A 23,738-nucleotide genomic window follows, 5' to 3' on the forward strand; every position below is an offset into this window, starting at 1 on the left:
TCACTGCTCCTGCGAGACGGGCTTGGAGTTCCAGGTGAAGTGACCGTCAGGGCCGTCGATCTTGACCGCCGCCACCGCGACGGCCGCCGTGTTCGGCTGGTTGGCGAAGAACACCTGGCAGTCGAAGGCGGTGCCGATCTTCTGCAGCACCCGGTCGGGGCACTCCACGCGGGTGGGCTGGCCGGCGTTCTGGTCCAGACGCGTCTTGATCGACTGCTCGATCCGCGTGGTCGTCATCCTGGTCGGCGCGAGCGACGGGCTCGCCGACGCCGACGGCGTCGGGTCGGCACCGGGGTCGGATCCGCCGTCGTCGTCCGAGCTGCACGACCGCAGGGCGAACAGCAGCGCCGCGACGCCGAGGAGCACCACGACGAGGGCCGCGACCTTCCGCATCTTCTTCACGGGCGACGATTCTAGCGGTCGACGCGGGGGTGGCGGTCCTCGTCGAAGGAGGCGTTGATCGCAGCCCCGATCAGCACCGCGATGGAGATGACGTAGAGCCACAGCAGGACGGCGATCGGCGCGGCCAGCGGACCGTAGATGGAGGTGCCGCCCGTCGAGAAGCCGAGCGCCCAGCGCACGAGCAGGCTGCCGCCGATCCAGAGCCCCATCGTGAAGAAGGCGCCCGGCAGGCCCGACCGCCAGGACACCTTGACCGGGACAGCCAGGTGGTACAGCGAGGCGAGGAACCCGACGGAGACGAGCAGCACGGCCGGCCAGTACAGCGGCTGCAGCACGGCCAGCTGCGAGGGCACGACCGACGCGGCCACCTCCGGCCCGGCGAGCACGAGCGGCACGACCACGATGGCGATCGCCAGTGCCACGACGTAGAGGGAGAACGACAACGCCCTCGTCTTGACGATGCCTCGCACGCCACCCAGCCCGTACAGGATGGAGATGGTGTCGAGGAAGACGTTCAGGGCCCGCGAGCCCGACCACAGCGCCAGCACGAACCCGATGGAGACGACGTCGATGCGTCCGGACCTCAGGACCTCGTCGAGCGTGGGGGCGATGACCTGGTCGACGGTCCCCTGCGTGAGCGCCTGGGAGGAGAGCTCGAGGACCCGGTCCTTCAGGACGTCGACCTGGGCCACGTCGTAGCGCTCGGCGACGAACCCGATGGTGCCGGCGAGTCCGAACACGAGCGGCGGGAGCGACAGGATCGCGAAGAACGCCGCCTCGGCCGCGAGGCCGGTGACCCGGTGCTGGATGCAGCGGGAGACCGTGCGTGCCGTGACTCGCGCCAGCCGGTCCACAGCCGCCGGGCGTCCTACCCGTTCAGCCGCCATGCCCCTACGGTATCGACATGGATCCCTTCCGCCGCGCACCCTCGACCCGGGCGGTCCCGCTCGTCGCCCCCCACGTCGGGGCTGGCGCACGACGCCTCACGGTGGTCGCGCCCACCGTGGCAGGAGCGGCCGGGTGAAGCCGCTCGCGCTGGCCGCGGTCACCTCGGCGCTGACGACGGCCGTCGCGGCGTGGGCGCTGCGGGCCACGGACGCCACCACGGCGGTGGCCGTGGTCGCCGCCGTGGCGGTCGCCACGGCCTGGCTCGCCCGCTTCCACGACGGGACGGACGGCTCGGGAGTCGCCCTCACCGGTCCAGCCCAGCTCGGGACGCTCACGCTCGTCGGGCGCGCCTCCGCGGCCGGAGCCCTGCCCGTGGTCGCCGCGCAGGTCGTCGGCGCGGTCGCGGCCGGCGCGGCCGTCGCCGCCGTCGACCTGCCGGGCGGCACGCTGGTGTGGGACGAGCCGACAGTGCTCGCCGGCGGGGTCCTCGCCGCCGTCGTGGGCCTGCTCACCGCCTGGGCCACGCTGGCCGGCGACGCCGGGAGCCCCGCCTGGCAGGCGGTCGGTCCGGTCGCCGCCGGCGGCCTGCTCGGGGTCGGCCTGGCTGCCGCGGCGCAGCCGGCCGCCGTCCTCGGACTGGCCACGGCCGGCGTCGTGGCGTGGCCGCTGGCGCTGGTGGTGGCCGCCGCCACCCTGGTCGGCGCCCTCCTCGGCACCTTCGTCGTCTCGTGGGTGTCGCCGCACGCCGAGTGACGCCGGTCACGCAGCATCCCGCCACCGCACCGGTTTCACCGCGTCGATCTCACCATGTGGATGCAGGGTCCACATCATGAGATCAGCAGTTGTGACGCGTCCACGGGCTGGCAAGACTGTCCGCATGCTGATCGCGCACCCGCTCTGGCTCGTGGGACGTCTCCACGTGGACCTCGGTCGTGCGCGCACCATGGCGTGTCGCTGATCCACCGCGCCCGCACCCACCTGCCGCGACGCGCGACGCCCGTCCGTCCCCGACCGGCCGTCGCGCGTCCTCCCCGAGGACACCCATGACGTCGAGCACCACCACGCCCGCCTCCCGTCCGGCCCGCCGCCGTCGCGGTGAGGGTCAGTGGGCGCTGGGCTACCGCGAGCCGCTCAACGCGAACGAGCAGTCCAAGAAGGACGACAACCCGCTCAACGTGCGCGCCCGCATCGAGAACATCTACGCGCACCGCGGCTTCGACAGCATCGACCCCGGCGACCTGCGTGGACGCTTCCGCTGGTGGGGCCTGTACACGCAGCGCAAGGCGGGCATCGACGGCGGCAAGACGGCGACGCTCGAGCCGGAGGAGCTCGACGACCGCTACTTCATGCTCCGCGTGCGGATCGACGGCGGACAGCTCAACCTCGCGCAGCTGCGCACCATCGCCGACATCTCCGTGGAGCACGCGCGCGACACCGCTGACCTGACGGACCGGCAGAACGTGCAGTACCACTGGATCGACGTGCGTGACATGCCCACGATCTGGGAGCGGCTCGAGGGTGTCGGGCTGTCCACGCAGGAGGCCTGCGGCGACTGCCCGCGCGTCATCCTCGGCTCCCCCGTCGCGGGGATCAGCGCCGAGGAGATCATCGACGCCCGGCCGGCGATCGACGCCATCGAGAGCCGCTACATCGGCGACCGTGCCTTCTCGAACCTGCCGCGCAAGTTCAAGTCGGCGATCAGCGGGCACCCCGGCCACGACGTCGTCCCGCAGATCAACGACATCGCGTTCATCGGCGCCGAGCACCCCGAGCACGGGCCGGGCTTCGACCTCTGGGTCGGCGGAGGCCTGTCCACCAACCCCATGCTCGCCCAGCGGGTCGGGGTCTGGGTGCCGATCGACGAGGTGCCCGAGGTCTGGGAGGGCGTCGTCAGCATCTTCCGCGACTACGGCTACCGCCGGCTCCGCTCCCGCGCCCGCCTCAAGTTCCTGGTGGCCGACTGGGGCATCGAGAAGTTCCGGGAGGTGCTCGAGAACGAGTACCTCGAGCGCACCCTCGTCGACCTCGACGCCCCCGAGGTGCCGGCCACGCCCGTCGACCACGTCGGCGTGCACCGCCAGACCGACGGCCGCTACTACGTCGGCGTCGCCGCGACGGTGGGTCGCATCTCCGGCACGCTGCTGAACCAGGTGGCCGACGTCGTCGAGGCGCACGGCTCCGACCGCGTCGCGACCACGCCCATGCAGAAGCTCGTCGTGCTCGACGTCGAGGAGGACCGCGTCGAGTCGCTCGTCGAGGCGCTGGCCGAGCTCGGTCTGCACGCGCGGCCGTCGCAGTGGCGTCGCAACACGATGGCCTGCACCGGCATCGAGTACTGCAAGCTCGCCATCGTCGAGACCAAGGCTCGGGCCGCCCAGCTGATCGGCGAGCTGGAGGAGCGAGTCCCCGAGCTCGACACCCCGATCACGGTGAACGTCAACGGCTGCCCGAACTCGTGCGCCCGCATCCAGACGGCCGACATCGGCCTCAAGGGGCAGCTCGTGCTCGACGAGGACGGCAACCAGGTGGAGGGCTTCCAGGTGCACCTCGGCGGCGCCCTCGGGCTCGACGCCGGGTTCGGCCGCAAGCTCCGCGCCCACAAGGTGACCGGCGACCAGCTGCCCGACTACGTCGAGAAGCTGTCGCGCACGTTCCTGGAGCAGCGCGACGAGGACGAGTCGTTCGCGCAGTGGGTCGCCCGCGCCGACGAGGCGGTGTTGCGATGAGGGCGACGCCGTTCCACTGCCCGTACTGCGCCGACGAGGACCTGCGTCCTCACGGGGAGACGCATGGCGAGTGGGAGTGTCGCGCCTGTCAGCGGGCCTTCCGCCTCGGATTCATCGGGATCCTCTCCCCCACGACCACCACCCCCGGCACCACACCCAGCACCACACCCAGCACCACCGACCCCTCTGGAAGGAGGACAGCATGACTGCACCAGCGTTGATCGCCCTGGCGCACGGCAGCCGCGACCCGCGGTCCGCCGAGACCATCACTGCCCTGACGGAGCGCGTGGCGTGCATGCGTCCCGACCTCCGGGTGGCCACCGCGTTCCTCGACCACTCCGAGCCCGACCTCGACGCCGTGGTCGACCGCCTGGTCGCCGAGGGGCACAGCGAGATCGTCCTCGTCCCCCTCCTGCTCACCGAGGCGTACCACGCGAAGGTCGACGTGCCGGAGGCCGCGAAGGCGGCCCGCGCCCGGCACGAGGGCCTGCAGATCGAGGTGACCGACGTGCTCGGCATCGAGAACGCGTTCTTCCACGTCCTCGACCGTCGACTGCGCGAGGTGCTGCGCGAGAAGCGGGTCCGCGAGCTCGACGCGCTGGTGCTCGCGGGTGCCGGCTCGTCCGACGCGGTCGCGAACGCCACCATCGCCCGGGCCGCCCGGGCGTGGGGTGCGCACCACAAGCTGCCGACGATCGCGGCGTTCGCGTCGAGCGCGCCGCCCGCCGCGGGCGAGGCCGTGCGGGCGCACCGCGCGGACGGACGTCGCAACATCGCGGTCGGTCAGCTCATGCTCGCGCCGGGCTTCCTGCCCGACCGGGTCAAGGAGCTGGCGTACGAGGCCGGAGCCGTCGCGGTCGCCGAGCCGCTGGGCGTGTCCGACGAGGTGGCCGAGGTCATCCTCGCCCGCTACGCGGTCGGGGCCGTCGAGCTGGTCTCGCTCGACGCGCTCTTCGCCTGAGCACGACCCCGCACGACCCGCGGCCGGACCATCCGCCGCACCTGGCCCGCACCCCGGGGACTAGCGTTCCCCGGGTGCGGGCCTGGTCGCGTCTCGGGATCTTCGTCGTCGTCGCGTCGACGGCGCTGGTCCTCGCCCGGGTGCCGTCGGCTCTGCTCTTCGGCGGGCTGCTGGGTGCCCTGGCCTACGCGCTGCTCGCACCGGGACGGCTCGCTCCCCGAGCTCTCGACGCGCCCCGCTGGGTGTCGCTCGCCGGGCAGGGCGTCGTGGGGACGATCGTCGGGGCGTCCGTCGACTGGGGGACGTTCACGTCGCTGGGCTGGTCGTGGCCCGTGGTGGTGGCGGTCTCGGCGTCGACGATCGTCGTGAGCGTCCTGGCCGGACAGCTGCTGCGCCTGCACCGGGACGTGACGCCGGTGACGGCGGCCTTCGCCTCGATCGCCGGCGGGGCGTCGGGCATGACGGCCCTCTCGCGTGACCTCGGCGCCGACGACCGGGTCGTGACGGTGCTGCAGTACCTGCGCGTGCTGGTGGTGCTGTTCAGCCTGCCCCTCGTGGTCGGCCTGGTCTTCCACGAGCGCGGTGGGGCAGCCTCCGGTGGGTTCGTCCTCGGCAGCGGACGCGACCTGCTGTACTGCGCCGTGGCGGTCGGGTCAGGACTGCTGCTGGGCCGCGTCGCGCACCTGCCGTCGCCGGCCATCCTCGGCCCGGTGGTCACCGCGGCGGCACTGCACGCCGTGCCGGGGTTCACCGACGCAGTGGTGCCGACCTGGGTGGAAGGCCTCGGCTACCTGGCGATCGGCCTCCAGGTCGGGCTGCGGTTCACGCTCGACAGCCTGCGGTCGATCGCCCGGATGCTCCCGACCGCTGCCGTCTCCATCGCGCTCACCATGGTGACGTGCGCGGGACTGGGCCTCGCCCTCGCATCGGCGACCGGGACGAGCCGGCTCGACGCGTACCTGGCGACGACGCCCGGTGGTCTCTACGCCGTGCTCGCGACATCGACCTCCACCGGCGGCAACGTCACCTTCGTGACGGCCGTGCAGCTGCTCCGGCTGCTGCTGGTGCTGCTGCTCGCGCCGGCCCTGGCCCGGCTGCTGCGCCGGGGCTGACGTCAGCTGGAGCCTGCGAGCCGGGCGCGCTGCTCGTCGACGTCGTAGTCGGCCTCGGGCCACGTCAGGTCCAGCGCGCGCAGGTGCTCCAGGAGCAGCCTGCCGACGGCCCAGTTGCGGTACCACTTGCGTCCGCTGGGCACCACGTGCCACGGCGCGACGTCGGTCGAGGTGCGCTGGAGCACCAGGTCGTACGCGTGCTGGTAGTCGTCCCACAGCTCGCGCTCGTCGATGTCGCCCGGGTTGAACTTCCAGTGCTTCGTCGGGTCGTCGAGGCGGGCGAGGAGCCGGGCGGCCTGGTCGTCGGGGCTGATGTGCAGCAGGCACTTGAGGACCGTCCCGCCGGACTCCACGTAGCGCCGCTCGAAGGCGTTGATCGCGTCGTAGCGTCGCTCGATCTCCTCCGCGTCGGCCAGCCGGCGCACGCGCCCGATCAGCACGTCCTCGTAGTGGGAGCGGTCGAAGACGCCGAGCTCACCGGCGGAGGGCAGCTGCCGCTCGATGCGCCAGAGGAAGTCGTGGGCGAGCTCCTCGGGCGTCGGCTTCTTGAAGGAGGCGATGCGGACCCCGAGCGGGCTGACCAGGCCGACGACCTTCTCGATCGTGCCGCCCTTGCCGGAGGTGTCCATGCCCTGGAGCACGAGCAGCACGGAACGGGGGTCGCCCGTCGTGCCGTGGGCGTGCAGCCGCTCCTGCAGGTCGGCCAGCTCGGCCCCGAGCTCCGCGAGCGCGGCCTTGCCTGCCGCCTTGTCGCCGTCGAAGCCGGGGGTCGAGCGGGAGTCGACCTCGGCGAGGCTGGTCACGGTGGACAGCGTGCTGCTCAGGCTCTGCGACATGTCGCCACCGTACCTAGGGTGGGCGTCATGGCCGCGCCGACGATCGACCCTGCTCTCTACGCCTACCCCGACCTCGAGGAGGGCCGCGCCTGGGTGCGGGTCAACTTCGTCAGCAGCGTCGACGGCTCGGCCGAGGGGGCGGACGGCCGGTCGGGCTCGCTGGGCACCGACGCCGACCAGGCCGTGTTCGGGCTCCTGCGCGAGCTGTGCGACGTCGTGCTCGTGTCGGCCGGCACCGCCCGGTCGGAGGACTACGGACCGGTCGACGACGGCGTGCTCGCGCTCGTCAGCCGGAGCCTCGACGTGCCCGACCGGCTGCGGGTGCCCGGCGTGTTCGTGGTCGCCCCCGGGTCGGCCGACCAGGAGCAGGTGGTCGCGCTGGAGGGTGCGGGGGTGGAGGTGCTGCTCACGGGCGAGGAGGAGGTCGACTGGCCGGCGGCGCTCGCCGAGCTCGGCCGCCGCGGCCTGCAGCGCGTGCTGTGCGAGGGCGGCCCGTCGCTGCTCGCCGGGCTCACCGCGCTCGACCTGGTGGACGAGCTGTGCCTGACCGTCTCCCCCGTCCTCGTGGCGGGTGACGGTCAGCGCATCTCGACCGGCGGGGAGGCGGCGGAGGTTCCCCTGCGGCTGGCGCACGCCGTCGACGTCGACGGCACGCTGCTCACCCGGTGGGTGCGGCAGGGACGCTGACCCGGTCGTCCGGCACGACCGCGAGGTCGGGGGCGAGGTGGCCGAACGGCACCTCGTCGTGCTCCCCCAGCGCGGCGAGCACCGACGGCAGCATGGCCTTCGCCGTCCGCTTGTAGCCGAGCGAGCTGGGGTGGAAGCGGTCGAGGCTGAACATCTCGTCAGGGTTCGTGATGAAGAACGGCCCCACGACGTCCGCGAGCGAGACGACGTACGCGCCGTGGCGCAGCGCCGCCTCCTGCTGGGCGGCGGCGAGCTGGCGGGAGGCCCGCGACCCGAGCGCGCGCAGTGGCTGCGGCACGGGGGTGAGCGCGCCGAGGTCGGGGCAGGTGCCGACGACCACGGCGCTGCCCCGGCTTCGCAGTGCGGAGACGCAGGCCTCGAGGTGGCTCACCGACTCGACCACCGGCACCCGGTGCGTCACGTCGTTGCCCCCCACGACGACGACCGCCACGTCGGGCGTGTAGTCGGCCGGCAGGGAGGCGAGCTGCTCGGCGAGCCGGCTGCTCTCGGACCCGACGACGGCGGCGGTACGCAGCCGCACGGCGCGCTCGGTGCGCTTGGACACCTGGCGGGCGAGCCGCGCACCCAGCGTCCCCCGCGGCCCGTCGGCCCCCAGTCCCGCGGCGATGGAGTCACCCAGCACCAGCAGGTCGATGGTGCCGCCGTGCCGCTTCTTGTACACGCGGTCGGCCCTGGGCGCGTCCTCGCCGAGCGGCTTGCCGATCGCCTCGCGCGCGAGCGCGGCCTGGTGCTGCAGGACGGCCCGCGCACCCCACGCGGCGGCGACCCCCGCCGTCGCGGTCACCAGCAGGCCCGTCGCCACCGTCCTCGTCACTCCCACGAGGACGTTCCTCCCACACCCGCGTGAACAGGTGGTCTCTTGCACCTGAACGTAGGCTGGAGACATGAGCGACCAGGCGGGGAAGACCAGCTACGACGTCGAGAAGACCAACGAGGAGTGGCGCGCCGAGCTGAGCGCCGCCGAGTACCACGTGCTCCGCGAGGCCGGCACCGAGCGGCCGTTCAGCTCCCCGTTCGAGACGGACCCGACCGAGGCCGTCTACGCCTGCCGCGCCTGCGGCTCCGAGCTGTTCCGCAGCGACACCAAGTTCGACGCCCACTGCGGCTGGCCGGCGTTCTACGCCCCGCTCGCGGAGGACCGCGTCGAGTACATCGAGGACCGCTCGATGGGCATGCGTCGCGTCGAGGTCCGCTGCGCCACCTGCGGCTCCCACCTGGGCCACGTCTTCGAGGGCGAGGGCTTCCCGACCCCCACCGACCAGCGGTTCTGCATCAACGGCATCAGCCTGACCCAGGTCCCCGTCTGACCCCTTCGCGGTCGACGGGAGATTCCCAGGTGGACCTGGGAATCGCAGCCACGCACGGCTTGCTTTCCGTGCGTGGCTGAGTTTTCCGTGCCCCGCTCAAGATTCCCAGGTCGACCTGGGAATCCCTGATCAGGGCCAGAGGGCGGTGAGGTCGCTCGGGTCGTGGCGGCGGCCGGTGTAGAAGGGGATCTCCTCGCGCACGTGGCGGCGGGCGGTGCTGGCGCGCAGGTCGCGCATGAGGTCGACGATGCGGTGCAGCTCGTCGGCCTCGAAGGCCAGGATCCACTCGTAGTCGCCGAGCGCGAACGACGCGACGGTGTTGGCGCGGACGTCCGGGTAGGGGCGGGCCTGCATGCCGTGCTCCTTGAGCATCGCGCGGCGCTCCTCGTCGGGCAGCAGGTACCACTCGTAGGAGCGGACGAAGGGGTACACGCAGACCCAGTCGCGCACGGTCTCGTCGGCCATGAACGCGGGCACGTGCGACTTGTTGAACTCCGCGGGACGGTGCAGCGCGGTCTGCGACCACACCGGCGTCATCCGCGAGCCCAGCGCCGTCCGACGGAACGCGTTGTAGGCGGCCTGCAGAGCGTCGGCGGACGACGCGTGCCACCAGACCATGAGGTCCGCGTCGGCGCGCATGCCGCTGACGTCGTAGAAGCCCCGCACCACGACGTCGTCGTCGGCGAGGCGCTTCACCAGGTCGTCGACCTCGGCGGCCTCCGCGGCGCGGTCGGCGTCACCGAGCACGCGCTCGAGCTTGAAGACCGACCACATCGTGTAGCGGATGGTCTCGTTGATCTCCTTGGCCAGCTTTCCCTGGTTCGGCACGCTCATGCGCCCATTCTCCCCCCGTGGCTCAGCGCGCGAGGAGGCGGGCGGCCGCCGCCCGCGCCGAGGCGACGACGGCCGGGATGCCGACACCCTGGTAGGCCGCACCGCACACCTCGAGGCCGTCCACGAGCGCCACCGCCGCCTCGACCGTCGCCACACGATCCAGGTGGCCCACGTCGTACTGCGGCAGGCCACCGCCCCACCGCTGGACGTGCGTCGCCAGCACCGACGGCAGCGGCCCGTAGGCGGCCGTCAGGTCGGCGAGCGCCAGCGCGGCCACCTCGGCGTCGTCGCGGTGCAGCACGGCGGTGTCGCCGGCCCTGCCGATCGACGCGCGCACGACCGTGCGGTCGCCCGCGCGCTCCCCCAGCCAGGCCCACTTCTGCGACGAGATCGTCGACCCCTTCACGACCGTGCCGTCCACCGGTGGCACGAGGAATCCGGAGCCCTCCACCTCGATGGCCCCGTCGAGCACGAACGTCACCAGCGCCATCGAGGCGTAGTCGACCGCGGCGAGCGCGAAGGCGGCCGGCGGAGCGACCTCGGCGAGCAGGCGTGCGGTGGCCGGAGCCGGCGTCGCGACGACGACGGCGTCGACCTCGAAGGTCTCGATCGCGGACACCGGTCCCGCCGAGACCGTCCAGACGCCGCCGTCGACCCGCACGGCCCGCACGGTCGACCGGAGCCGCACGTCGAGGTCGCCGTGCTCGACGACGCGCTGCGGGAGCGTGCCCACCCCGCCGACGACGCCCGCGAACACGGGCGTGGCGAGGGTGCGCGTCGCGGCCCGGGTCGCAGCAGCCCCCGCGAGTGGATCGGCACCCAGCGCCAGCACCTGCGGCGCCGCAGCACGCAGGGACAGGCGATCCGCATGACCCGCGTAGACGCCACCGAGCAGCGGCTCGACGAGCCGGTCGACCACCTCGCGGCCGACCCGCGGCTCGAGGAAGGCGGCGACGGACACGTCGTCCTCGGGCACGGGCTCGGCGTGTCCCGTCGGACGCTCCGCGAGGATGCCCGACGCGTCGAGCGCGTCCAGGTCGGCGGGCACGCCCATGACGGTCGGCGGCAGCGGACGCAGCGCCCCACGCGTCCAGATCGACGCCGACGTCGTCGCGGGGTGGGTCAGCTCGGCCCCGACCCGGGTGGCGAGGTCGACGGCCTCGGGCCGTCGGGCCAGCATCGACTCCGCGCCGACGTCGACGCGCAGGTCGCCCACGTCGTCCACGCGCAGCTTGCCGCCCACCTGGTCCGCACCCTCGAGCACGACGACGTCGCACCCCGCCTCACGTAGGTCGAGGGCGGCGACCAGACCCGCGATGCCGGCCCCGACGACGGCGACGCGCATCAGACGCGCTCGTAGCCGTGCACGAAGTCGACGAGACCCTTCACCGCGTCGGGATCGGTCTGCGGCAGCACGCCGTGGCCCAGGTTGAACACGTGCCCCCGGGCGCCTCGGCCCCGCTCGATCGCGGCGGCCGCCTTCGTGTGCAGCACGTCCGCCGGGGCGAACAGCAGCGTCGGGTCGAGGTTGCCCTGCACGGAACGGTGCGGTCCGACCTTCTCGATCGCGCGGTCCAGCGGCACGCGCCAGTCGACGCCGACCACCTCGGCCCCGACGTCGCCCATCTGGTCGAGCAGCTCGCCCGTGCCGACACCGAAGTGGATGCGCGGCACGCCGAGGTCGGCGACCGACTCGAGCACGCGCCGCGAGTGCGGGGCGACGTAGGTCTCGTAGTCCGACGGCGACAGCGCACCCGCCCACGAGTCGAACAGCTGCACTGCGGAGGCGCCGGCCTCGACCTGCACCCGCAGGAAGTCGGCCGCCAGGTGCGAGAGCCGCTCGAGCAGGTCGTTCCAGAGTCCGGTCTGCGAGTACATCAGCTGCTTGGTGACGCGGTGGTCGCGCGACGGTCCGCCCTCGACCAGGTACGACGCGAGCGTGAACGGGGCGCCGGCGAAGCCGATGAGCGGCGTGCCGCCCAGCTCGCCCACGAGCGCCCGGGCCGCCGCGGCGATGCTCTCGACGTCGTCGGGCTCGAGCCGGCGCAGCTGGTCGAGCTGTCCGCGCCGACGGATCGGGTCGGCGATCACCGGTCCCGTGCCGGGCACGATGTCGAGGTCCACCCCGATCGCCTTGAGCGGCACGACGATGTCGGAGAAGAAGATCGCCGCGTCGACGCCGTAGCGACGCACCGGCTGCATCGTGATCTCGACCACGAGGTCGGTCGTGAAGCACGAGTCGAGCATCGCGACGCCCTCGCGCACCTTCAGGTACTCCGGCAGGTGACGACCTGCCTGACGCATGAACCAGACGGGCGTGCGGCTCGTGGGCTCGCCACGGCACGCGCGCAGGAAGTCGCTGTCGGCGAGAAGGGCGGAGGGGGAGGTGGTCACCGAGGGATTCTCTCAGGGGTGGGATCACCGTCTGCGTGTCGGGACCCGGTCGGCGCCCGGAGTGCCTACCATCGGCCTGTGGGCGCCCGCAGCGAGTTCGATCACACCCCTCCAGCATTCGCCGCTGCCCTGGAGCAGCTGCTGGCCGCACCGGTGCGTCCCGAGGTGGTCGTCGACGAGATCCCCGCACCCCAGCGGATCGCGCCCTTCGCCCACGCCCTGAGCGGCGACCTGGAGGTCGGCGGCGACGACGTCGCCACCGGACGCTTCATCCTGCTGCACGACCCCGCCGGCAACGACGCGTGGGACGGCACGTTCCGCTGCGTCACGTTCGCGCGGGCCGAGGTCGAGCGCGAGATGGCCGAGGACCCCGCCCTGGCGACCGTCGGGTGGAGCTGGCTGGTCGACGCGCTCGAGGCGCAGGGCGGCACGCACACCGCGGCCAGCGGCAGCGTCACGGTCGTCAGCACCGAGACCTTCGGCGAGATGGCCGGCGACACCGGCTCGGCCCAGGTCGAGATCCGCGCGTCTTGGACGCCCACCTCCGAGGCCGGTGCGCACGTCGCCGCGTGGACCGAGCTGCTCTGCACGCTGGCCGGTCTGCCTCCGCTCGCGCCGGGGGTCGTCCCGCTGCAGCGTCGCCGAGGTCGCCGTTGACCTCCGTGCCCGAGGAGACGGGGAGCCCGGAGGAGCAGGCTCCTCCGCTTCCACGTCTGCAGCTGCGTGACCCCCTCCCTCCCGTCATCGACACGGTCGACGACTACGTGGCCTACTGCGCGCGCGTCGCGCTCGGCCACGGCCCGGTCGCCCTCGACGCCGAGCGGGCGTCGGGCTACCGCTACTCCCAGCGGGCCTACCTCGTGCAGGTGCGCCGCGACGGGAGCGGCACCGGCCTGGTCGACCCCATCGCCTTCGACGACCTCGTCGACCTCGACGAGGCGATCGGCGACGCGGAGTGGATCCTGCACGCCGCGACGCAGGACCTGCCGTGCCTCGCGGAGGTCGGGCTCCACCCCAGCGCGCTGTTCGACACCGAGCTCGCCGGCCGGCTGCTCAACCTGCCGCGCGTCGGGCTGGCCTCCCTCGTCGAGCACTACCTCGGACTGAGCCTGGCCAAGGAGCACTCGGCCGCCGACTGGTCCACGCGACCGCTGCCCGAGCCCTGGCTCGAGTACGCCGCCCTCGACGTCGAGGTGCTCATCGAGCTGCGCAACCTGATCGAGGCCGACCTCGAGCGCACCGGCAAGCGGGAGTGGGCCGCGCAGGACTTCGAGGCGCTGCTGTCCTTCACCGGCGCGCCGGCCAAGGAGGAGCGCTGGCGGCGTACGTCCGGCATCCACCGGGCCCGCGGCCGACGCACCCTCGCCCTGGTGCGCGCCCTCTGGGAGGCGCGCGACCGGATCGCCGAGCAGCGCGACACGACACCGGGGCGGATCCTGCCCGACGCCTCCATCCTCGAGATCGCGCGGGAGGCACCGCGCGACGCCTCGACGCTGCGCAACCTGCCGGTCATGCGCTCCCGCGGTCCGCGACGCTTCCTGCAGCAGTGGCTCGACGCCGTGGAGGAGGGCCTCGCACTCCCGGACGACGCCCTGCCGCTCTCCACGCAGCACCGCGAGGGTCCGCCCCCGCCGCGCGCGTGGGCCGACAAGCACCCCGAGGCCGCGGCCCGGCTGACGGCGGCCCGCGAGGCGGTCACCCGCATCGCCGAGCAGCACGACCTGCCGCCGGAGAACCTCATCTCCCCCGGCCTCGTCCGCGGTCTGGCCTGGGACCCGCCGACCGTCGTCGACGTCGTCCACGTCGGTGACGCGCTCGCCGAGGGTGGAGCCCGTCCGTGGCAGGTCGACCTCGTCGCCGCCGACCTCGTCGACGCCCTGACGCCCTGACTCCCCGGACGCACCCGGCTCGGGTCCTGCGCGGGATCACCCACTGAGGCAAGGCGAACCTGAGTAGCATGTCGGTGTGCTCGCCAACTTCCTGATCGGTCTGCGCGAGGGGCTGGAGGCCAGCCTCGTCGTCAGCATCCTGCTGGCCTACCTCGTGCGCACGGACCGCCGCCGCGACGTCCGCTACATCTGGATCGGCGTGGGCGCCGCCCTGGCGCTGGTCGTGCTGGTCTTCACGGCCGTGACCCTCGCCTTCGAACAGCTCCCGTTCGTCTGGCAGGAGGCGGTCGGCGGGACGCTCTCGATCCTCGCCGCCGGCCTGGTCACGTGGATGATCTTCTGGATGCGCCGCACCGCGCGCGGGCTGAAGCGCGAGCTGGAGGGCGAGCTGGCCACGGCCGTCGAGCTCGGACCCGTCGCCATCGCCACGGTGGCGTTCCTGACCGTCGGACGCGAGGGCCTGGAGACCGCGGCCATCATCTGGGCGACGATCTCGGGCAGCTACACCGCCTCGCCGTTCGTCGGCGCGACCACCGGCATCCTCGTCGCGGTGCTCCTGGGCTACCTCATCTACCGCGGCGCCCTGCGCATCAACCTGTCCACGTTCTTCCAGGTCACGGGCGCCCTGCTCATCGTGGTCGCCGCGGGCGTGCTGGCCTACGGCGTGCACGACCTGCAGGAGGCCGGCATCCTGCCCGGCCTCACGAACCTCGCGTTCGACGTCTCCGGCGCGGTCCCGCCCGACAGCTGGTACGGCACGCTCCTCAAGGGCACGGTGAACTTCCAGCCCGACCCGACCTGGCTGCAGACGATCGCCTGGGTGGTCTACGTGGTGCCGGTGTTGTGGCTCTACCTGCGCCCGCAGGCGAGTGCGGCCCCCGCCGCGCCGCGACCCGACGCGCACGTCTGACGCTCTCGATCTGGGTGCCGGACGACCGGCCCCCGGATACGGTGGGGCCCATGCCCGGACGGTCCGCAGGATGAGCGACTTCCACCGCCCGTCCCTGCCCGGACAGGGACTCTTCGAGGCGCTCGCGCACGACACCGACCCGGCCGAGGTCGCCGCCGCAGGGCACCGGATCGCCCACCTGCTGGTGCGGGGCCCGATCGACCGCGGGGACCGCGACCTCGTCGACCGGGTGCTGCACCTGTCCGACGTCGAGGGGCTCGGCGTCATCGCCGAGCTCTGGTCGCACGCCCCGCCGGACACGCTCTCGGGCGCCCTGTGGCGGCTCTACCTGCTGCGCGAGTGGGTCCACCGCCAGCCGCGTCAGGCCGCCGCCGAGTTCGCCGCCGGACGCGGCTTCGCACCCGTGCACGAGGTGCTCGCCGGCGTCGTCGACCCTCCCGGCGCCGACGAGGTGGTCGACCTCGTCGACACCGTCGTGCGCGGCATCGTCGTCACCGACCTCGACGTCGTGCTCGACCGCGCCGCAGCGTTCGCGCACATCGTCGGCGTCGGCCGCGGGCAGCTCGACGACGTCGACGCGCACAGCGGCGCGCGCCTGCTCGACATGGCGCTGCACCTGCGTCGGGCCGCGGCGCTCGAGCGGTCCGGCTCGCTGCACTGAGCCGTCCGCGGGGCGTCGTGCGACGGTCGATCGCGGCCCGCTGAAGGCGGTATCGCAGGCCACGCGACCACAGCGCTTGTGTGCGCCCGGAGGCCGGTTAGGCTGGTCATCGCGCCGGGCCGCGGTAAGCCCCGGGTCCCAAAAATAGCCGCTACGAGCGGCCACGCGCCGTGAGGCGCTTCCCGGCCCGGCGCGTCACCCGTCCCCTGCCGTGCGCCGGCTCATGCCGGCGCGAAGGTCGTGTACGACTGCGCCGGCCGCCCGATCGACGCGAGCTCCGCGAGGTCCTCCTCGGTCGGCTGCCACGAGACGGCGTCGGCGTTCGCCGCGACCTGCTCCGGACGGGAGACGCCCGCGATGACGCTGCTGACCGCAGGCTGGGCCGCGAGCCCGCCCATCGCCAGCTCCAGGAGCGAGATGCCCCGCGCGTCGGCGAAGGTCTGGAGGGCGTCGATGCGCTCCCAGTCGGCCGTGGCGAGCCGCTCGGACTGCGTCGCGAGCCGGGTCCCCTCGGGAGCGTCCTCCCCGCGCCGGTACTTGCCGGTCAGCAACCCGTAGGCGAGCGGGAAGTACGGGAGGATCCCGACCTCGAGGTGCTCGCAGGCGGGCGCCAGCTCGACCTCGGCGGTGCGGTTGTACAGCGAGTACTCGTTCTGCGCCGTGGTGAACCGCGTGAGTCCGGCCGTCCGGGCGCGCCAGTCGGCGTCGACCAGCTGCCAGGACTGGAAGTTCGAGCAACCCACGGCCCGCACGGTGCCGGCCTGCACGAGGGCGTCGAGCGCCTCGAGCGTCTCGTCGAGCGGCGTGGCGGGGTCCGGCGTGTGCAGCTGGTAGAGGTCGACGTGGTCGGTGCCCAGGCGCCGCAGGCTCGCCTCGACGGCGGTGCGGACGTACGCGGCACTCCCCCGTCGGCCGCCGTCGTCGCCGTTGCGTCCCTGCATGTCCATGCCGAACTTCGTGGCGACGACCACCTCGTCACGACGCGACCCGAGCGCCGCTCCCAGCAGCTCCTCGCTCGCGCCGAAGCCGTAGACGTCGGCGGTGTCGAAGAAGGTGACACCGCGCTCCAGCGCGGCGTCGACGACGGCGCGCACCTGCGCAGCGTCGATGCGCGTTCCGAACGCGTTGCAGCCGACGCCGACGACGGGCACCTGGATGCCGGAGTGGCCGAGGGGACGGTGGAGGAGGTCGTGGCTCATGCCCCCGAGCCTAGGCCGACCGTCCCGCGGTGCACGTCACCTAGACTGCTTCCCATGCCCGGACCCCGCCGCACGCTGGCCGCCGCCCTGAGCGCGGCCGTCGTCGGGCTCTTCCTCGTGGCCGGGATCGGCGTCACCCACGCGGGAGCGCACCAGCGGGCCACCACGACGCACACCTCCGCCGCGTCGAGCCACCAGTCGGCGCACGTGAAGGCATCGGGCCAGCACGTCGACCAGCACCACCTCGACCTCTGGGCGCTGCCGCCCGAGAGCACCCCGGCCGCCCCGACGTTCGAGGACGACCTGGTCGTCGACGTGAGCGCCGCGGTCGTGGAGCCCGAGGCACCCCACGCCGCTGGACGTGGACCGCCGACGGCCTGACGCACCCTCGTCAGCCGTCCCGTCGTCCATCCCGAAAGTCATCCATGCACCAGCGCGCCCCTCTGTGGCGTGCGATCGCGGCGTTCGCCGTGCTCGCCGCCTCCCTCGCCTTCGCCTACTTCAAGCCCGCCAACCTCGGCCTCGACCTCGAGGGCGGCACGCAGATCGTCCTCGAGACCCAGGACACCGACCGCGTCAAGGCCGACGCCGAGTCAACGTCCCGGGCCCTGGAGGTCATCCGCGGCCGAGTCGACGCCCTCGGCGTCGCCGAGCCCACGCTCGCCCAGTCCGGCGACCGTCGCATCATCGTCGAGCTCCCGGGCGTCACCGACCCGCGCGAGGCCGCCGAGGTCATCGGCCAGACCGCCCAGCTCTCCTTCCACGAGGTCCTGCGCCCCGCACAGGAGGGCCAGGAGCCGGAGGAGGGCCAGGTCGTCGCGAACGACGAGCAGGGCCAGCCGCTGCTCCTCGGCCCCACGCTCGTCGACGGCGAGGGGGTCTCCGACGCGGAGGCCGCCACGCCCCAGCAGGGCGTGGGCCAGTGGGTGGTGAACGTCAACTTCGCCGGCGAGGGTCGCACCGGCTGGCGCGACCTCGTCGCCGCCGCCTGCGCCAACACCGAGGGCGGCAACCGCGTCGCCATCCTGCTCGACCAGGACATCATCTCCTCCCCGGCCGTCCAGCCCGACCTGTGCCGCTCCGGCGGTGGCAACAGCACGAGCATCACCGGCACGTTCACGCAGACCCAGGCCAACGACCTCGCCGTCCTCATCAAGGGCGGCGCGCTCCCGGTGCCCGTCGAGGTCATCGAGCAGCGCACCGTCGGCGCCACGCTGGGCGACGCGGCGATCGACGCGTCCATCGAGGCCGGCATCATCGGCATCATCCTGACCGGCCTCTTCATCGTGCTCGTGTACCGCGTGGTCGGGCTCATGGCCACGTTCGCGCTGGCCACCTACGCCGCCATCTCCTACGGCCTGCTCGTCTGGCTCGGCGCGACCCTGACGCTGCCCGGCCTGGCGGGCTTCGTGCTCGCCATCGGCCTGGCCATCGACGCCAACGTGCTCGTGTTCGAACGAGCACGCGAGGAGTACGAGAAGAACGGCAACCTGCACACCTCGCTCACGACCGGCTTCAACAAGGCGTGGTCGGCCATCCTCGACTCCAACGTCACCACGGTGCTGGCCGCCGCGCTGCTGTTCTTCCTGGCGTCCGGCCCGGTCAAGGGCTTCGGCGTCACCCTCACCATCGGCACCATCGCGTCGATGTTCTCGGCGCTCGTGGTCGCACGCGTGCTCACCGAGTTCGCGGTGAAGCGGTCGTTCCTGAAGAAGCGGCCCGGTCTCACCGGTGTGGCCTCGACCGGCCCGGTGCGCAAGTGGCTGAACCAGCGTGGCCCGAACCTGATGCGGCGCAGCGGGCTCTGGATCGGTCTGACGCTCGTCGTCGCCGGCGTGTCCGTCAGCGGCATCCTGCTGCGCGGGCTGAACCTCGGCGTCGAGTTCACCGGTGGCCGCATCCTCGAGTTCTCCACCGCCCAGGCCGTCGACGTCCAGGACGTGCGCGAGGCGGTGTCCGACGCCGGCTTCCCGCGCGCGGTCGTGCAGGAGTCGTCCGGCGACGGACAGAGCGAGAACGTCAGCGTCCGCCTCGACGACATCACCAACGACGAGGCCGTCGAGGTCGAGGAGGCCGTCGAGTCGGTGGCGGGCGAGGCCACCAAGGAGCGCGACGAGCTGATCGGTCCGAGCCTCGGCAAGGAGCTCCGGGACAAGGCGCTGATCGCCTTCGCGATCGCCATCGCGGCGCAGATGGCCTACCTCGCCTGGCGGTTCCGCTGGACGTTCGCCGTGTCGGCCCAGCTGTCCATGGCGTCGGTCGTGCTCACCGTGGTCGGCATCTTCGCCTGGTGGGGCAAGCCGATCGACGGCGTGTTCCTGGCGGCGGTGCTGTCGATCATCGGCCTCGCGGTCAACGACACGATCGTCGTCTTCGACCGCATCCGCGAGCACACCGGCGAGAACCGCGGCCGACGACTGCGGGACGTCGTGAACGAGGCGATCCTGCAGACGATCCCGCGTACGGTGAACACCGGCCTCGGCGCCATGTTCATCCTCGCGGCGCTCGCGTTCCTCGGCGGCGACTCGCTGACCGACTTCGCGATCGCCCTGCTGCTCGGGCTCTCGATCGGCATCCTGTCGACGATCTTCACGGCGTCCGCCCTCGCCGTGAAGCTCGAGGAGCGCTGGCCCCACGACCCGGACAAGAAGCCCAAGGTCGTCGACAAGTACGCCCAGATCGACGACGGACGCAGCACCGACGGCGCCGTCGTCTGACGGTCCGCACCCGAGGGCGTCGTCGACACTCCCCCGCGCGGGAGGGTCGGCGACGCCTCGGCGGTTCCACGCTCGACACGGGTGGCAGGATGAACGTCATGCGTATCGCGAACCACGTGGTCGACCTCGTGGGCGGCACCCCGCTCGTGAAGTTGTCCAGCGTCGTCCCGGCAGGATCTGCCCTGGTGGCGGCCAAGATCGAGTACCTCAACCCCGGCGGCAGCTCCAAGGACCGCATCGCCGTCAAGATGGTCGACGAGGCCGAGGCGTCCGGTGCGCTCAAGCCCGGCGGCGTCATCGTCGAGCCCACCTCCGGCAACACCGGGGTGGGGCTCGCGCTGGTGGCCCAGCAGCGCGGCTACTCGTGCATCTTCGTCTGCCCCGACAAGGTCAGCGAGGACAAGCGCAACACCCTGCGTGCCTACGGCGCCGAGGTCGTGGTCTGCCCGACCGCCGTGCCGCCGGAGCACCCCGACAGCTACTACAACGTCTCCGACCGGCTCGTCCGGGAGACCCCGAACGCCTGGAAGCCCGACCAGTACTCCAACCCCGCCGGACCCGCCTCGCACTACGAGACGACGGGACCGGAGATCTGGGCCGACACCGACGGCACGATCACGCACTTCGTGGCCGGCGTCGGCACGGGCGGCACCATCACCGGCACCGGTCGCTACCTCAAGGAGGTCTCCGGCGGCCGGGTCAAGATCATCGGCGCCGACCCCGAGGGCTCGGTGTACTCCGGCGGCACCGGCCGCCCGTACCTGGTGGAGGGGGTCGGCGAGGACTTCTGGCCGAGCGCCTACGACCCCGAGATCGCCGACGAGATCATCGCGGTCTCCGACGCCGACGCCTTCGAGATGACCCGCCGGCTCGCCCGCGAGGACGGCCTGCTCGTCGGCGGGTCCTGCGGCATGGCCGTCGTCGCGGCGCTCGAGGTGGCCGAGCGCGAGGGACCTGACGCCGTCGTCGTGGTCCTCCTGCCCGACGGTGGGCGCGGCTATCTCTCCAAGATCTTCAACGACGACTGGATGTCCTCCTACGGCTTCCTGCGCGAGCCGCTGGACGGCCACACCGACCGGCCCAGCGTCGGCGCGGTGCTGCGCCGCAAGTCCGGCGACCTGCCCGCGCTCGTGCACACCCACCCGTCGGAGACGATCCGCGACGCCATCGAGATCCTGCGCGAGTACAACGTCTCCCAGATGCCCGTCGTCGGGGCCGAGCCGCCCGTCGTCATCGGCGAGGTCGCCGGCAGCGTCAGCGAGCGCACCCTCATCAGCGCCGTCTTCGAGGGCCGGGCCTCCCTCACCGACCCGGTGTCCAAGCACATGGAGGCGCCGCTGCCCCTCATCGGCGCCCACGAGGACCTCGACGCCGCCCTCGACGCCCTCAGCGCCAGCGACGCGCTCATGGTGATCGAGGACGGCAAGCCGCTGGGCGTCCTGACCCGCCACGACCTCCTGGGGGTGCACGTATGAGCGACCAGAGCCACGAGCGTCGGGACGAGACGCTCGGCTTCGCGACCCGCGCGATCCACGCCGGCTTCGAGCCCGACCCGCAGACCGGGGCGGTCAACGTCCCGATCTACGCCTCCTCGACCTTCGCCCAGGACGGCGTGGGAGGGATGCGCGGGGGCTACGAGTACGCCCGCACCGGCAACCCGACCAGGGCCGCGCTCGAGGCGAACCTGGCGGCCCTCGAGACCGGCGCACACGGTCGCGCGTTCTCGTCGGGCATGGCGGCGACCGACGCCGCCCTCCGCACGCTCCTGCGGCCCGGCGACCACCTCGTGATCCCCGACGACGCCTACGGCGGCACCTTCCGCCTCATCGACAAGGTGTTCACCCACTGGGGCATCTCCTACACGCCCGTCGCCGTCAACGACGTCGACGCCGTCCGCGCCGCGATCCGTCCCGAGACGAAGGTCGTGTGGGTCGAGACCCCGACCAACCCCCTGCTCAACGTCGCCGACGTCGAGCAGGTGGCCGAGGTCGCCCACGCGGCAGGAGCGCGGTTCGTCGTCGACAACACGTTCGCCTCGCCCTACCTGCAGCAGCCGCTCGCCCTGGGCGCCGACGTCGTGCTGCACTCCACGACGAAGTACCTCGGCGGCCACTCCGACGTCGTGGGCGGTGCGCTCGTCACCGACGACGCCGAGCTCGACGCCGGGTTCGCGTTCCTGCAGAACGGCGCCGGTGGCGTGCCGGGACCGTTCGACGCCTACCTGACGTTCCGCGGCGCGAAGACGCTCGCGGTGCGGATGGAGCAGCACTGCACCAACGCGGAGGCGGTCGTCGACCTCCTCGTCGGCCACCCCGCCGTCTCCTCGGTGCTCTACCCCGGCCTGCCCGAGCACCCGGGGCACGCCGTCGCCGCCCGGCAGATGCGTCGCTTCGGCGGCATGGTCTCGCTGCGCCTGGCGGGAGGGCGTCAGGCCGCGCTCGACCTGTGCGCACGCACCCGCATCTTCACGCTCGCCGAGAGCCTCGGCGGCATCGAGTCGCTCATCGAGCACCCGGGCGCCATGACGCACGCGTCCACCGCCGGCTCGGTGCTGGAGGTGCCGGACGACCTCGTGCGGCTCAGCGTCGGCATCGAGGACACGGCCGACCTGCTGGCCGACCTCGAGCAGGCGCTCGGCTGACGGACCCCGACACCGGGAGCGGGCGGGTCAGCCCGCCTGCTCCTGCTCGTCGTCGACGGTCTCGCCCTCGACCAGCGTCGCGTCGATCTCCGGCCGCTCCAGGTCCTCGAACAACGCGAACTCCTGTGCCGCCGGCGCCTGCGTGAGCTCGCTCGCCGTGAGGCTGCGCGGGTCGACGTCGAGCTCCTGCACGTCGCCGAGCAGCGCCGTGTCGTCGACCCGGTCGAGCTTGCGCGCGGTGACGAGCACGCCGCGCTCCAGCGAGCCGACGAAGGTGTTGTAGTCCTTGACCGACCGCTCGAGCGAGCGACCGAGCTTGGACACGTGCGAGGACAGGGTGCCCAGCCGCTTGTAGAGCTCACGACCGAGGTCGACGAGCTCCTGCGCGTTCTCGGCGAGGTCCTCCTGGCGCCAGGTGAACGCCACGGTCTTGAGCACCGCCCAGAGGTTGACCGGCGTGGCCAGCACGATGCCCCGGGAGAACGCGTGCTCCATGAGCGACGGGTCGGCGTCGAGCGCCGCGTTGAGGATCGCGTCGTTCGGGATGAACGCCACCGTGAACTCGGGGCTGGTCGGCAGGCCCGTCCAGTACTCCTTCTGGGCCAGGGCGTCGACGTGCGCCCGCACGGCCTTCGCGTGCTGGACGAACATCCGCTTGCGCTCGGCGTCGTCGAGGTCGGGACGGTTCGCGTCGATGAAGACCGCGTAGGGCACCTTCGCGTCGACCGCCATCTGCTTGCGGCCCGGCAGCTTGATGACCATGTCGGGACGCCGGGCGCCGGAGTCGGCCGTGATCGACTCCTGGGTGGAGAAGTCGATGCGGTTGAGCAGGCCGGCCGACTCCACGAGCGACGTCAGCTGCGTCTCCCCGTAGGCGCCGCGGACGGCGTTGTTGCGCAGGGCACCGGACAGCGTCTCCGCAGCCTGCTGGGAGCGCGCCGCCGACTCCTGCGTGGCGCGGATCTGCTCGGCGAGGTGGCCGTGCTGACGGGCACGCTTCTCCTCGATCTCCTCGACCTTGCGCTGCATCTGCTGGAGCTGGGTGGCCACCGGGGCGAGCTTCTGCAGGACGCGGCTCTCGCTCTGCTCCTTCGCCTGGCGCTCCTTGGCCTCACGCTCGTGCCGCGCCACCAGCTCGCGGGTCTGGCGGTGGGCCGCCTCGACCTGCTCGCGCAGCGCGTCGGCCTCGGCCCGCGTGGCGGCCAGCCGCGCCTCGACCTCGGCCTTCGCGGCCGCGAGCTCGCGCTCGACCTGCACGCGCTGCGCCTCGGCCGCGCGCTCGACCTCGGACGCGCGGACCTGGCCCTCGTGGCGCAGCGCGGTCACCTCGGCGTCGTGCCGGGCCCGCACCACGGCAGGGTCCTCGTGCCCGCAGTCGGCCTCGACCTGGCGCGTCCGCGCGACCAGCACGCCGACCACCGCGCCGAGCGCGACACCGACGAGCAGAGCCAGGAGCAGAGCGATCGAGGAAGCCATGACCCGAGTCTCGCAAGAGTGACCGACAGAACCGTGCAGGCGTGCCGGGCCCCGTGCGGCGCGTGACGTGGAACGCG

Annotated in this window: 23 protein-coding genes; 14 read left to right on the forward strand and 9 right to left on the reverse strand. The window is 72.7% G+C overall.

Annotated features, from left to right (window positions below; all coding sequences use genetic code 11):
* Positions 1-402 carry a DUF4333 domain-containing protein gene (locus AC3WRM_RS02790; RefSeq protein WP_492247239.1) on the reverse strand — a complete coding sequence of 134 codons (402 nt, stop codon included), beginning with the start codon at positions 400-402 and terminating at the stop codon, positions 1-3.
* Positions 403-413: 11 nt separating this feature from the next.
* A complete protein-coding gene (locus tag AC3WRM_RS02795) occupies positions 414-1,289 on the reverse strand; it encodes a YihY/virulence factor BrkB family protein (protein ID WP_492247238.1) in 876 nt (291 codons plus the stop codon).
* A gap of 133 nt (positions 1,290-1,422) precedes the next feature.
* Between AC3WRM_RS02795 and AC3WRM_RS02800 the strand changes: the two genes are divergently transcribed.
* The 4 genes from AC3WRM_RS02800 to AC3WRM_RS02815 all read left to right on the forward strand — a co-directional run bounded on the left by AC3WRM_RS02800 (position 1,423) and on the right by AC3WRM_RS02815 (position 6,089).
* Positions 1,423-2,043, forward strand: coding sequence for a hypothetical protein (locus tag AC3WRM_RS02800; RefSeq protein WP_492247237.1), 621 nt, complete (start codon positions 1,423-1,425; stop codon positions 2,041-2,043).
* A 290-nt stretch (positions 2,044-2,333) separates the two neighbouring features.
* Positions 2,334-4,016 carry a nitrite/sulfite reductase gene (locus AC3WRM_RS02805; RefSeq protein WP_492247236.1) on the forward strand — a complete coding sequence of 561 codons (1,683 nt, stop codon included), beginning with the start codon at positions 2,334-2,336 and terminating at the stop codon, positions 4,014-4,016.
* 202 nt (positions 4,017-4,218) lie between these two features.
* Entirely contained in the window at positions 4,219-4,977 is a 759-nt protein-coding gene (locus AC3WRM_RS02810; protein ID WP_492247235.1) for a sirohydrochlorin chelatase, read from the forward strand.
* Between the two features lie 74 nt (positions 4,978-5,051).
* A complete protein-coding gene (locus AC3WRM_RS02815; RefSeq protein ID WP_492247234.1) occupies positions 5,052-6,089 on the forward strand; it encodes an AbrB family transcriptional regulator in 1,038 nt (345 codons plus the stop codon).
* A gap of 2 nt (positions 6,090-6,091) precedes the next feature.
* On the opposite strand, the gene AC3WRM_RS02820 is transcribed toward AC3WRM_RS02815, so the two are convergent.
* A complete protein-coding gene (locus AC3WRM_RS02820) occupies positions 6,092-6,925 on the reverse strand; it encodes a PPK2 family polyphosphate kinase (RefSeq protein ID WP_492247233.1) in 834 nt (277 codons plus the stop codon).
* Positions 6,926-6,952: 27 nt separating this feature from the next.
* On the opposite strand from AC3WRM_RS02820, the gene AC3WRM_RS02825 reads away from it, so the two are divergent.
* Complete coding sequence (locus AC3WRM_RS02825) at positions 6,953-7,612, forward strand: dihydrofolate reductase family protein (protein ID WP_492247232.1); 660 nt, start codon at positions 6,953-6,955, stop codon at positions 7,610-7,612.
* Here the strand turns inward: AC3WRM_RS02825 and AC3WRM_RS02830 are convergent.
* Positions 7,584-8,453, reverse strand: a complete 870-nt coding sequence (locus AC3WRM_RS02830; RefSeq protein ID WP_492247231.1) for an SGNH/GDSL hydrolase family protein — start codon at positions 8,451-8,453, stop codon at positions 7,584-7,586. The genes AC3WRM_RS02825 and AC3WRM_RS02830 overlap by 29 nt on opposite strands.
* Positions 8,454-8,517: 64 nt before the next feature.
* On the opposite strand from AC3WRM_RS02830, the gene msrB reads away from it, so the two are divergent.
* Positions 8,518-8,940, forward strand: coding sequence for a peptide-methionine (R)-S-oxide reductase MsrB (msrB, locus tag AC3WRM_RS02835; RefSeq protein WP_492247230.1), 423 nt, complete (start codon positions 8,518-8,520; stop codon positions 8,938-8,940).
* Positions 8,941-9,069: 129 nt separating this feature from the next.
* On the opposite strand, the gene hemQ is transcribed toward msrB, so the two are convergent.
* The 3 genes from hemQ to hemE are packed head-to-tail and all read right to left on the reverse strand — an operon-like array spanning position 9,070 to position 12,168.
* Complete coding sequence (gene hemQ, locus AC3WRM_RS02840; RefSeq protein ID WP_492247229.1) at positions 9,070-9,774, reverse strand: hydrogen peroxide-dependent heme synthase; 705 nt, start codon at positions 9,772-9,774, stop codon at positions 9,070-9,072.
* Positions 9,775-9,796: 22 nt separating this feature from the next.
* Complete coding sequence (gene hemG, locus AC3WRM_RS02845; RefSeq protein ID WP_492247228.1) at positions 9,797-11,119, reverse strand: protoporphyrinogen oxidase; 1,323 nt, start codon at positions 11,117-11,119, stop codon at positions 9,797-9,799.
* Entirely contained in the window at positions 11,119-12,168 is a 1,050-nt protein-coding gene (gene hemE, locus AC3WRM_RS02850) for a uroporphyrinogen decarboxylase (protein ID WP_492247227.1), read from the reverse strand. The genes hemG and hemE overlap by 1 nt, the downstream gene beginning before the upstream one ends.
* 78 nt (positions 12,169-12,246) lie before the next feature.
* Between hemE and AC3WRM_RS02855 the strand changes: the two genes are divergently transcribed.
* The 4 genes from AC3WRM_RS02855 to AC3WRM_RS02870 all read left to right on the forward strand — a co-directional run bounded on the left by AC3WRM_RS02855 (position 12,247) and on the right by AC3WRM_RS02870 (position 15,628).
* The gene (locus AC3WRM_RS02855) at positions 12,247-12,825 is read left to right on the forward strand and encodes a DUF3000 domain-containing protein (protein WP_067858047.1); all 579 of its coding nucleotides are present in this window, start codon (positions 12,247-12,249) and stop codon (positions 12,823-12,825) included.
* A gap of 5 nt (positions 12,826-12,830) precedes the next feature.
* Positions 12,831-14,057: a ribonuclease D gene (locus AC3WRM_RS02860; RefSeq protein WP_492247323.1), complete on the forward strand. Its 1,227-nt coding sequence runs from the start codon at positions 12,831-12,833 to the stop codon at positions 14,055-14,057.
* A 76-nt stretch (positions 14,058-14,133) separates the two neighbouring features.
* Positions 14,134-14,967: an iron uptake transporter permease EfeU gene (efeU, locus tag AC3WRM_RS02865; protein ID WP_492247226.1), complete on the forward strand. Its 834-nt coding sequence runs from the start codon at positions 14,134-14,136 to the stop codon at positions 14,965-14,967.
* A 70-nt stretch (positions 14,968-15,037) separates the two neighbouring features.
* A complete protein-coding gene (locus tag AC3WRM_RS02870) occupies positions 15,038-15,628 on the forward strand; it encodes a hypothetical protein (protein WP_492247225.1) in 591 nt (196 codons plus the stop codon).
* A gap of 221 nt (positions 15,629-15,849) precedes the next feature.
* Here AC3WRM_RS02870 and AC3WRM_RS02875 read toward each other — a convergent pair whose 3' ends face one another.
* A complete protein-coding gene (locus AC3WRM_RS02875; protein WP_492247224.1) occupies positions 15,850-16,827 on the reverse strand; it encodes an aldo/keto reductase in 978 nt (325 codons plus the stop codon).
* 54 nt (positions 16,828-16,881) lie between these two features.
* On the opposite strand from AC3WRM_RS02875, the gene AC3WRM_RS02880 reads away from it, so the two are divergent.
* The 4 genes from AC3WRM_RS02880 (at position 16,882) to AC3WRM_RS02895 (ending at position 22,185) form a co-directional block, all read left to right on the forward strand.
* Entirely contained in the window at positions 16,882-17,208 is a 327-nt protein-coding gene (locus AC3WRM_RS02880) for a hypothetical protein (protein WP_492247223.1), read from the forward strand.
* 44 nt (positions 17,209-17,252) lie between these two features.
* On the forward strand, positions 17,253-19,544 hold the full coding sequence (gene secD, locus AC3WRM_RS02885; RefSeq protein ID WP_492247222.1) for a protein translocase subunit SecD: 2,292 nt from the start codon (positions 17,253-17,255) through the stop codon (positions 19,542-19,544).
* Between the two features lie 98 nt (positions 19,545-19,642).
* Positions 19,643-21,019, forward strand: a complete 1,377-nt coding sequence (locus tag AC3WRM_RS02890) for a cystathionine beta-synthase (RefSeq protein ID WP_492247221.1) — start codon at positions 19,643-19,645, stop codon at positions 21,017-21,019.
* Complete coding sequence (locus tag AC3WRM_RS02895) at positions 21,016-22,185, forward strand: cystathionine gamma-synthase (protein WP_492247220.1); 1,170 nt, start codon at positions 21,016-21,018, stop codon at positions 22,183-22,185. The genes AC3WRM_RS02890 and AC3WRM_RS02895 overlap by 4 nt, the downstream gene beginning before the upstream one ends.
* 27 nt (positions 22,186-22,212) lie before the next feature.
* Here the strand turns inward: AC3WRM_RS02895 and AC3WRM_RS02900 are convergent, their stop codons facing one another.
* Positions 22,213-23,661 (reverse strand): DNA recombination protein RmuC, encoded by a 1,449-nt coding sequence (locus AC3WRM_RS02900; RefSeq protein ID WP_492247219.1) that lies wholly within the window; start codon positions 23,659-23,661, stop codon positions 22,213-22,215.
* Positions 23,662-23,738: the final 77 nt, after the last annotated feature.

The organism is Aeromicrobium sp. EU05-FHT14F07 (genome assembly GCF_058790455.1).

What these genes read in the sequence shown, in the direction of transcription:
- AC3WRM_RS02795 (WP_492247238.1), bottom strand. Translation starts at nt 1,289, where the DNA reads ATGGCGGCTGAACGGGTAGGACGCCCGGCGGCTGTGGACCGGCTGGCG.
- AC3WRM_RS02805 (WP_492247236.1), top strand. Translation starts at nt 2,334, where the DNA reads ATGACGTCGAGCACCACCACGCCCGCCTCCCGTCCGGCCCGCCGCCGT.
- AC3WRM_RS02810 (WP_492247235.1), top strand. Translation starts at nt 4,219, where the DNA reads ATGACTGCACCAGCGTTGATCGCCCTGGCGCACGGCAGCCGCGACCCG.
- AC3WRM_RS02820 (WP_492247233.1), bottom strand. Translation starts at nt 6,925, where the DNA reads ATGTCGCAGAGCCTGAGCAGCACGCTGTCCACCGTGACCAGCCTCGCC.
- AC3WRM_RS02825 (WP_492247232.1), top strand. Translation starts at nt 6,953, where the DNA reads ATGGCCGCGCCGACGATCGACCCTGCTCTCTACGCCTACCCCGACCTC.
- msrB (WP_492247230.1), top strand. Translation starts at nt 8,518, where the DNA reads ATGAGCGACCAGGCGGGGAAGACCAGCTACGACGTCGAGAAGACCAAC.
- hemQ (WP_492247229.1), bottom strand. Translation starts at nt 9,774, where the DNA reads ATGAGCGTGCCGAACCAGGGAAAGCTGGCCAAGGAGATCAACGAGACC.
- hemG (WP_492247228.1), bottom strand. Translation starts at nt 11,119, where the DNA reads ATGCGCGTCGCCGTCGTCGGGGCCGGCATCGCGGGTCTGGTCGCCGCC.
- AC3WRM_RS02870 (WP_492247225.1), top strand. Translation starts at nt 15,038, where the DNA reads ATGAGCGACTTCCACCGCCCGTCCCTGCCCGGACAGGGACTCTTCGAG.
- AC3WRM_RS02875 (WP_492247224.1), bottom strand. Translation starts at nt 16,827, where the DNA reads ATGAGCCACGACCTCCTCCACCGTCCCCTCGGCCACTCCGGCATCCAG.
- AC3WRM_RS02880 (WP_492247223.1), top strand. Translation starts at nt 16,882, where the DNA reads ATGCCCGGACCCCGCCGCACGCTGGCCGCCGCCCTGAGCGCGGCCGTC.
- secD (WP_492247222.1), top strand. Translation starts at nt 17,253, where the DNA reads ATGCACCAGCGCGCCCCTCTGTGGCGTGCGATCGCGGCGTTCGCCGTG.
- AC3WRM_RS02890 (WP_492247221.1), top strand. Translation starts at nt 19,643, where the DNA reads ATGCGTATCGCGAACCACGTGGTCGACCTCGTGGGCGGCACCCCGCTC.
- AC3WRM_RS02895 (WP_492247220.1), top strand. Translation starts at nt 21,016, where the DNA reads ATGAGCGACCAGAGCCACGAGCGTCGGGACGAGACGCTCGGCTTCGCG.
- AC3WRM_RS02900 (WP_492247219.1), bottom strand. Translation starts at nt 23,661, where the DNA reads ATGGCTTCCTCGATCGCTCTGCTCCTGGCTCTGCTCGTCGGTGTCGCG.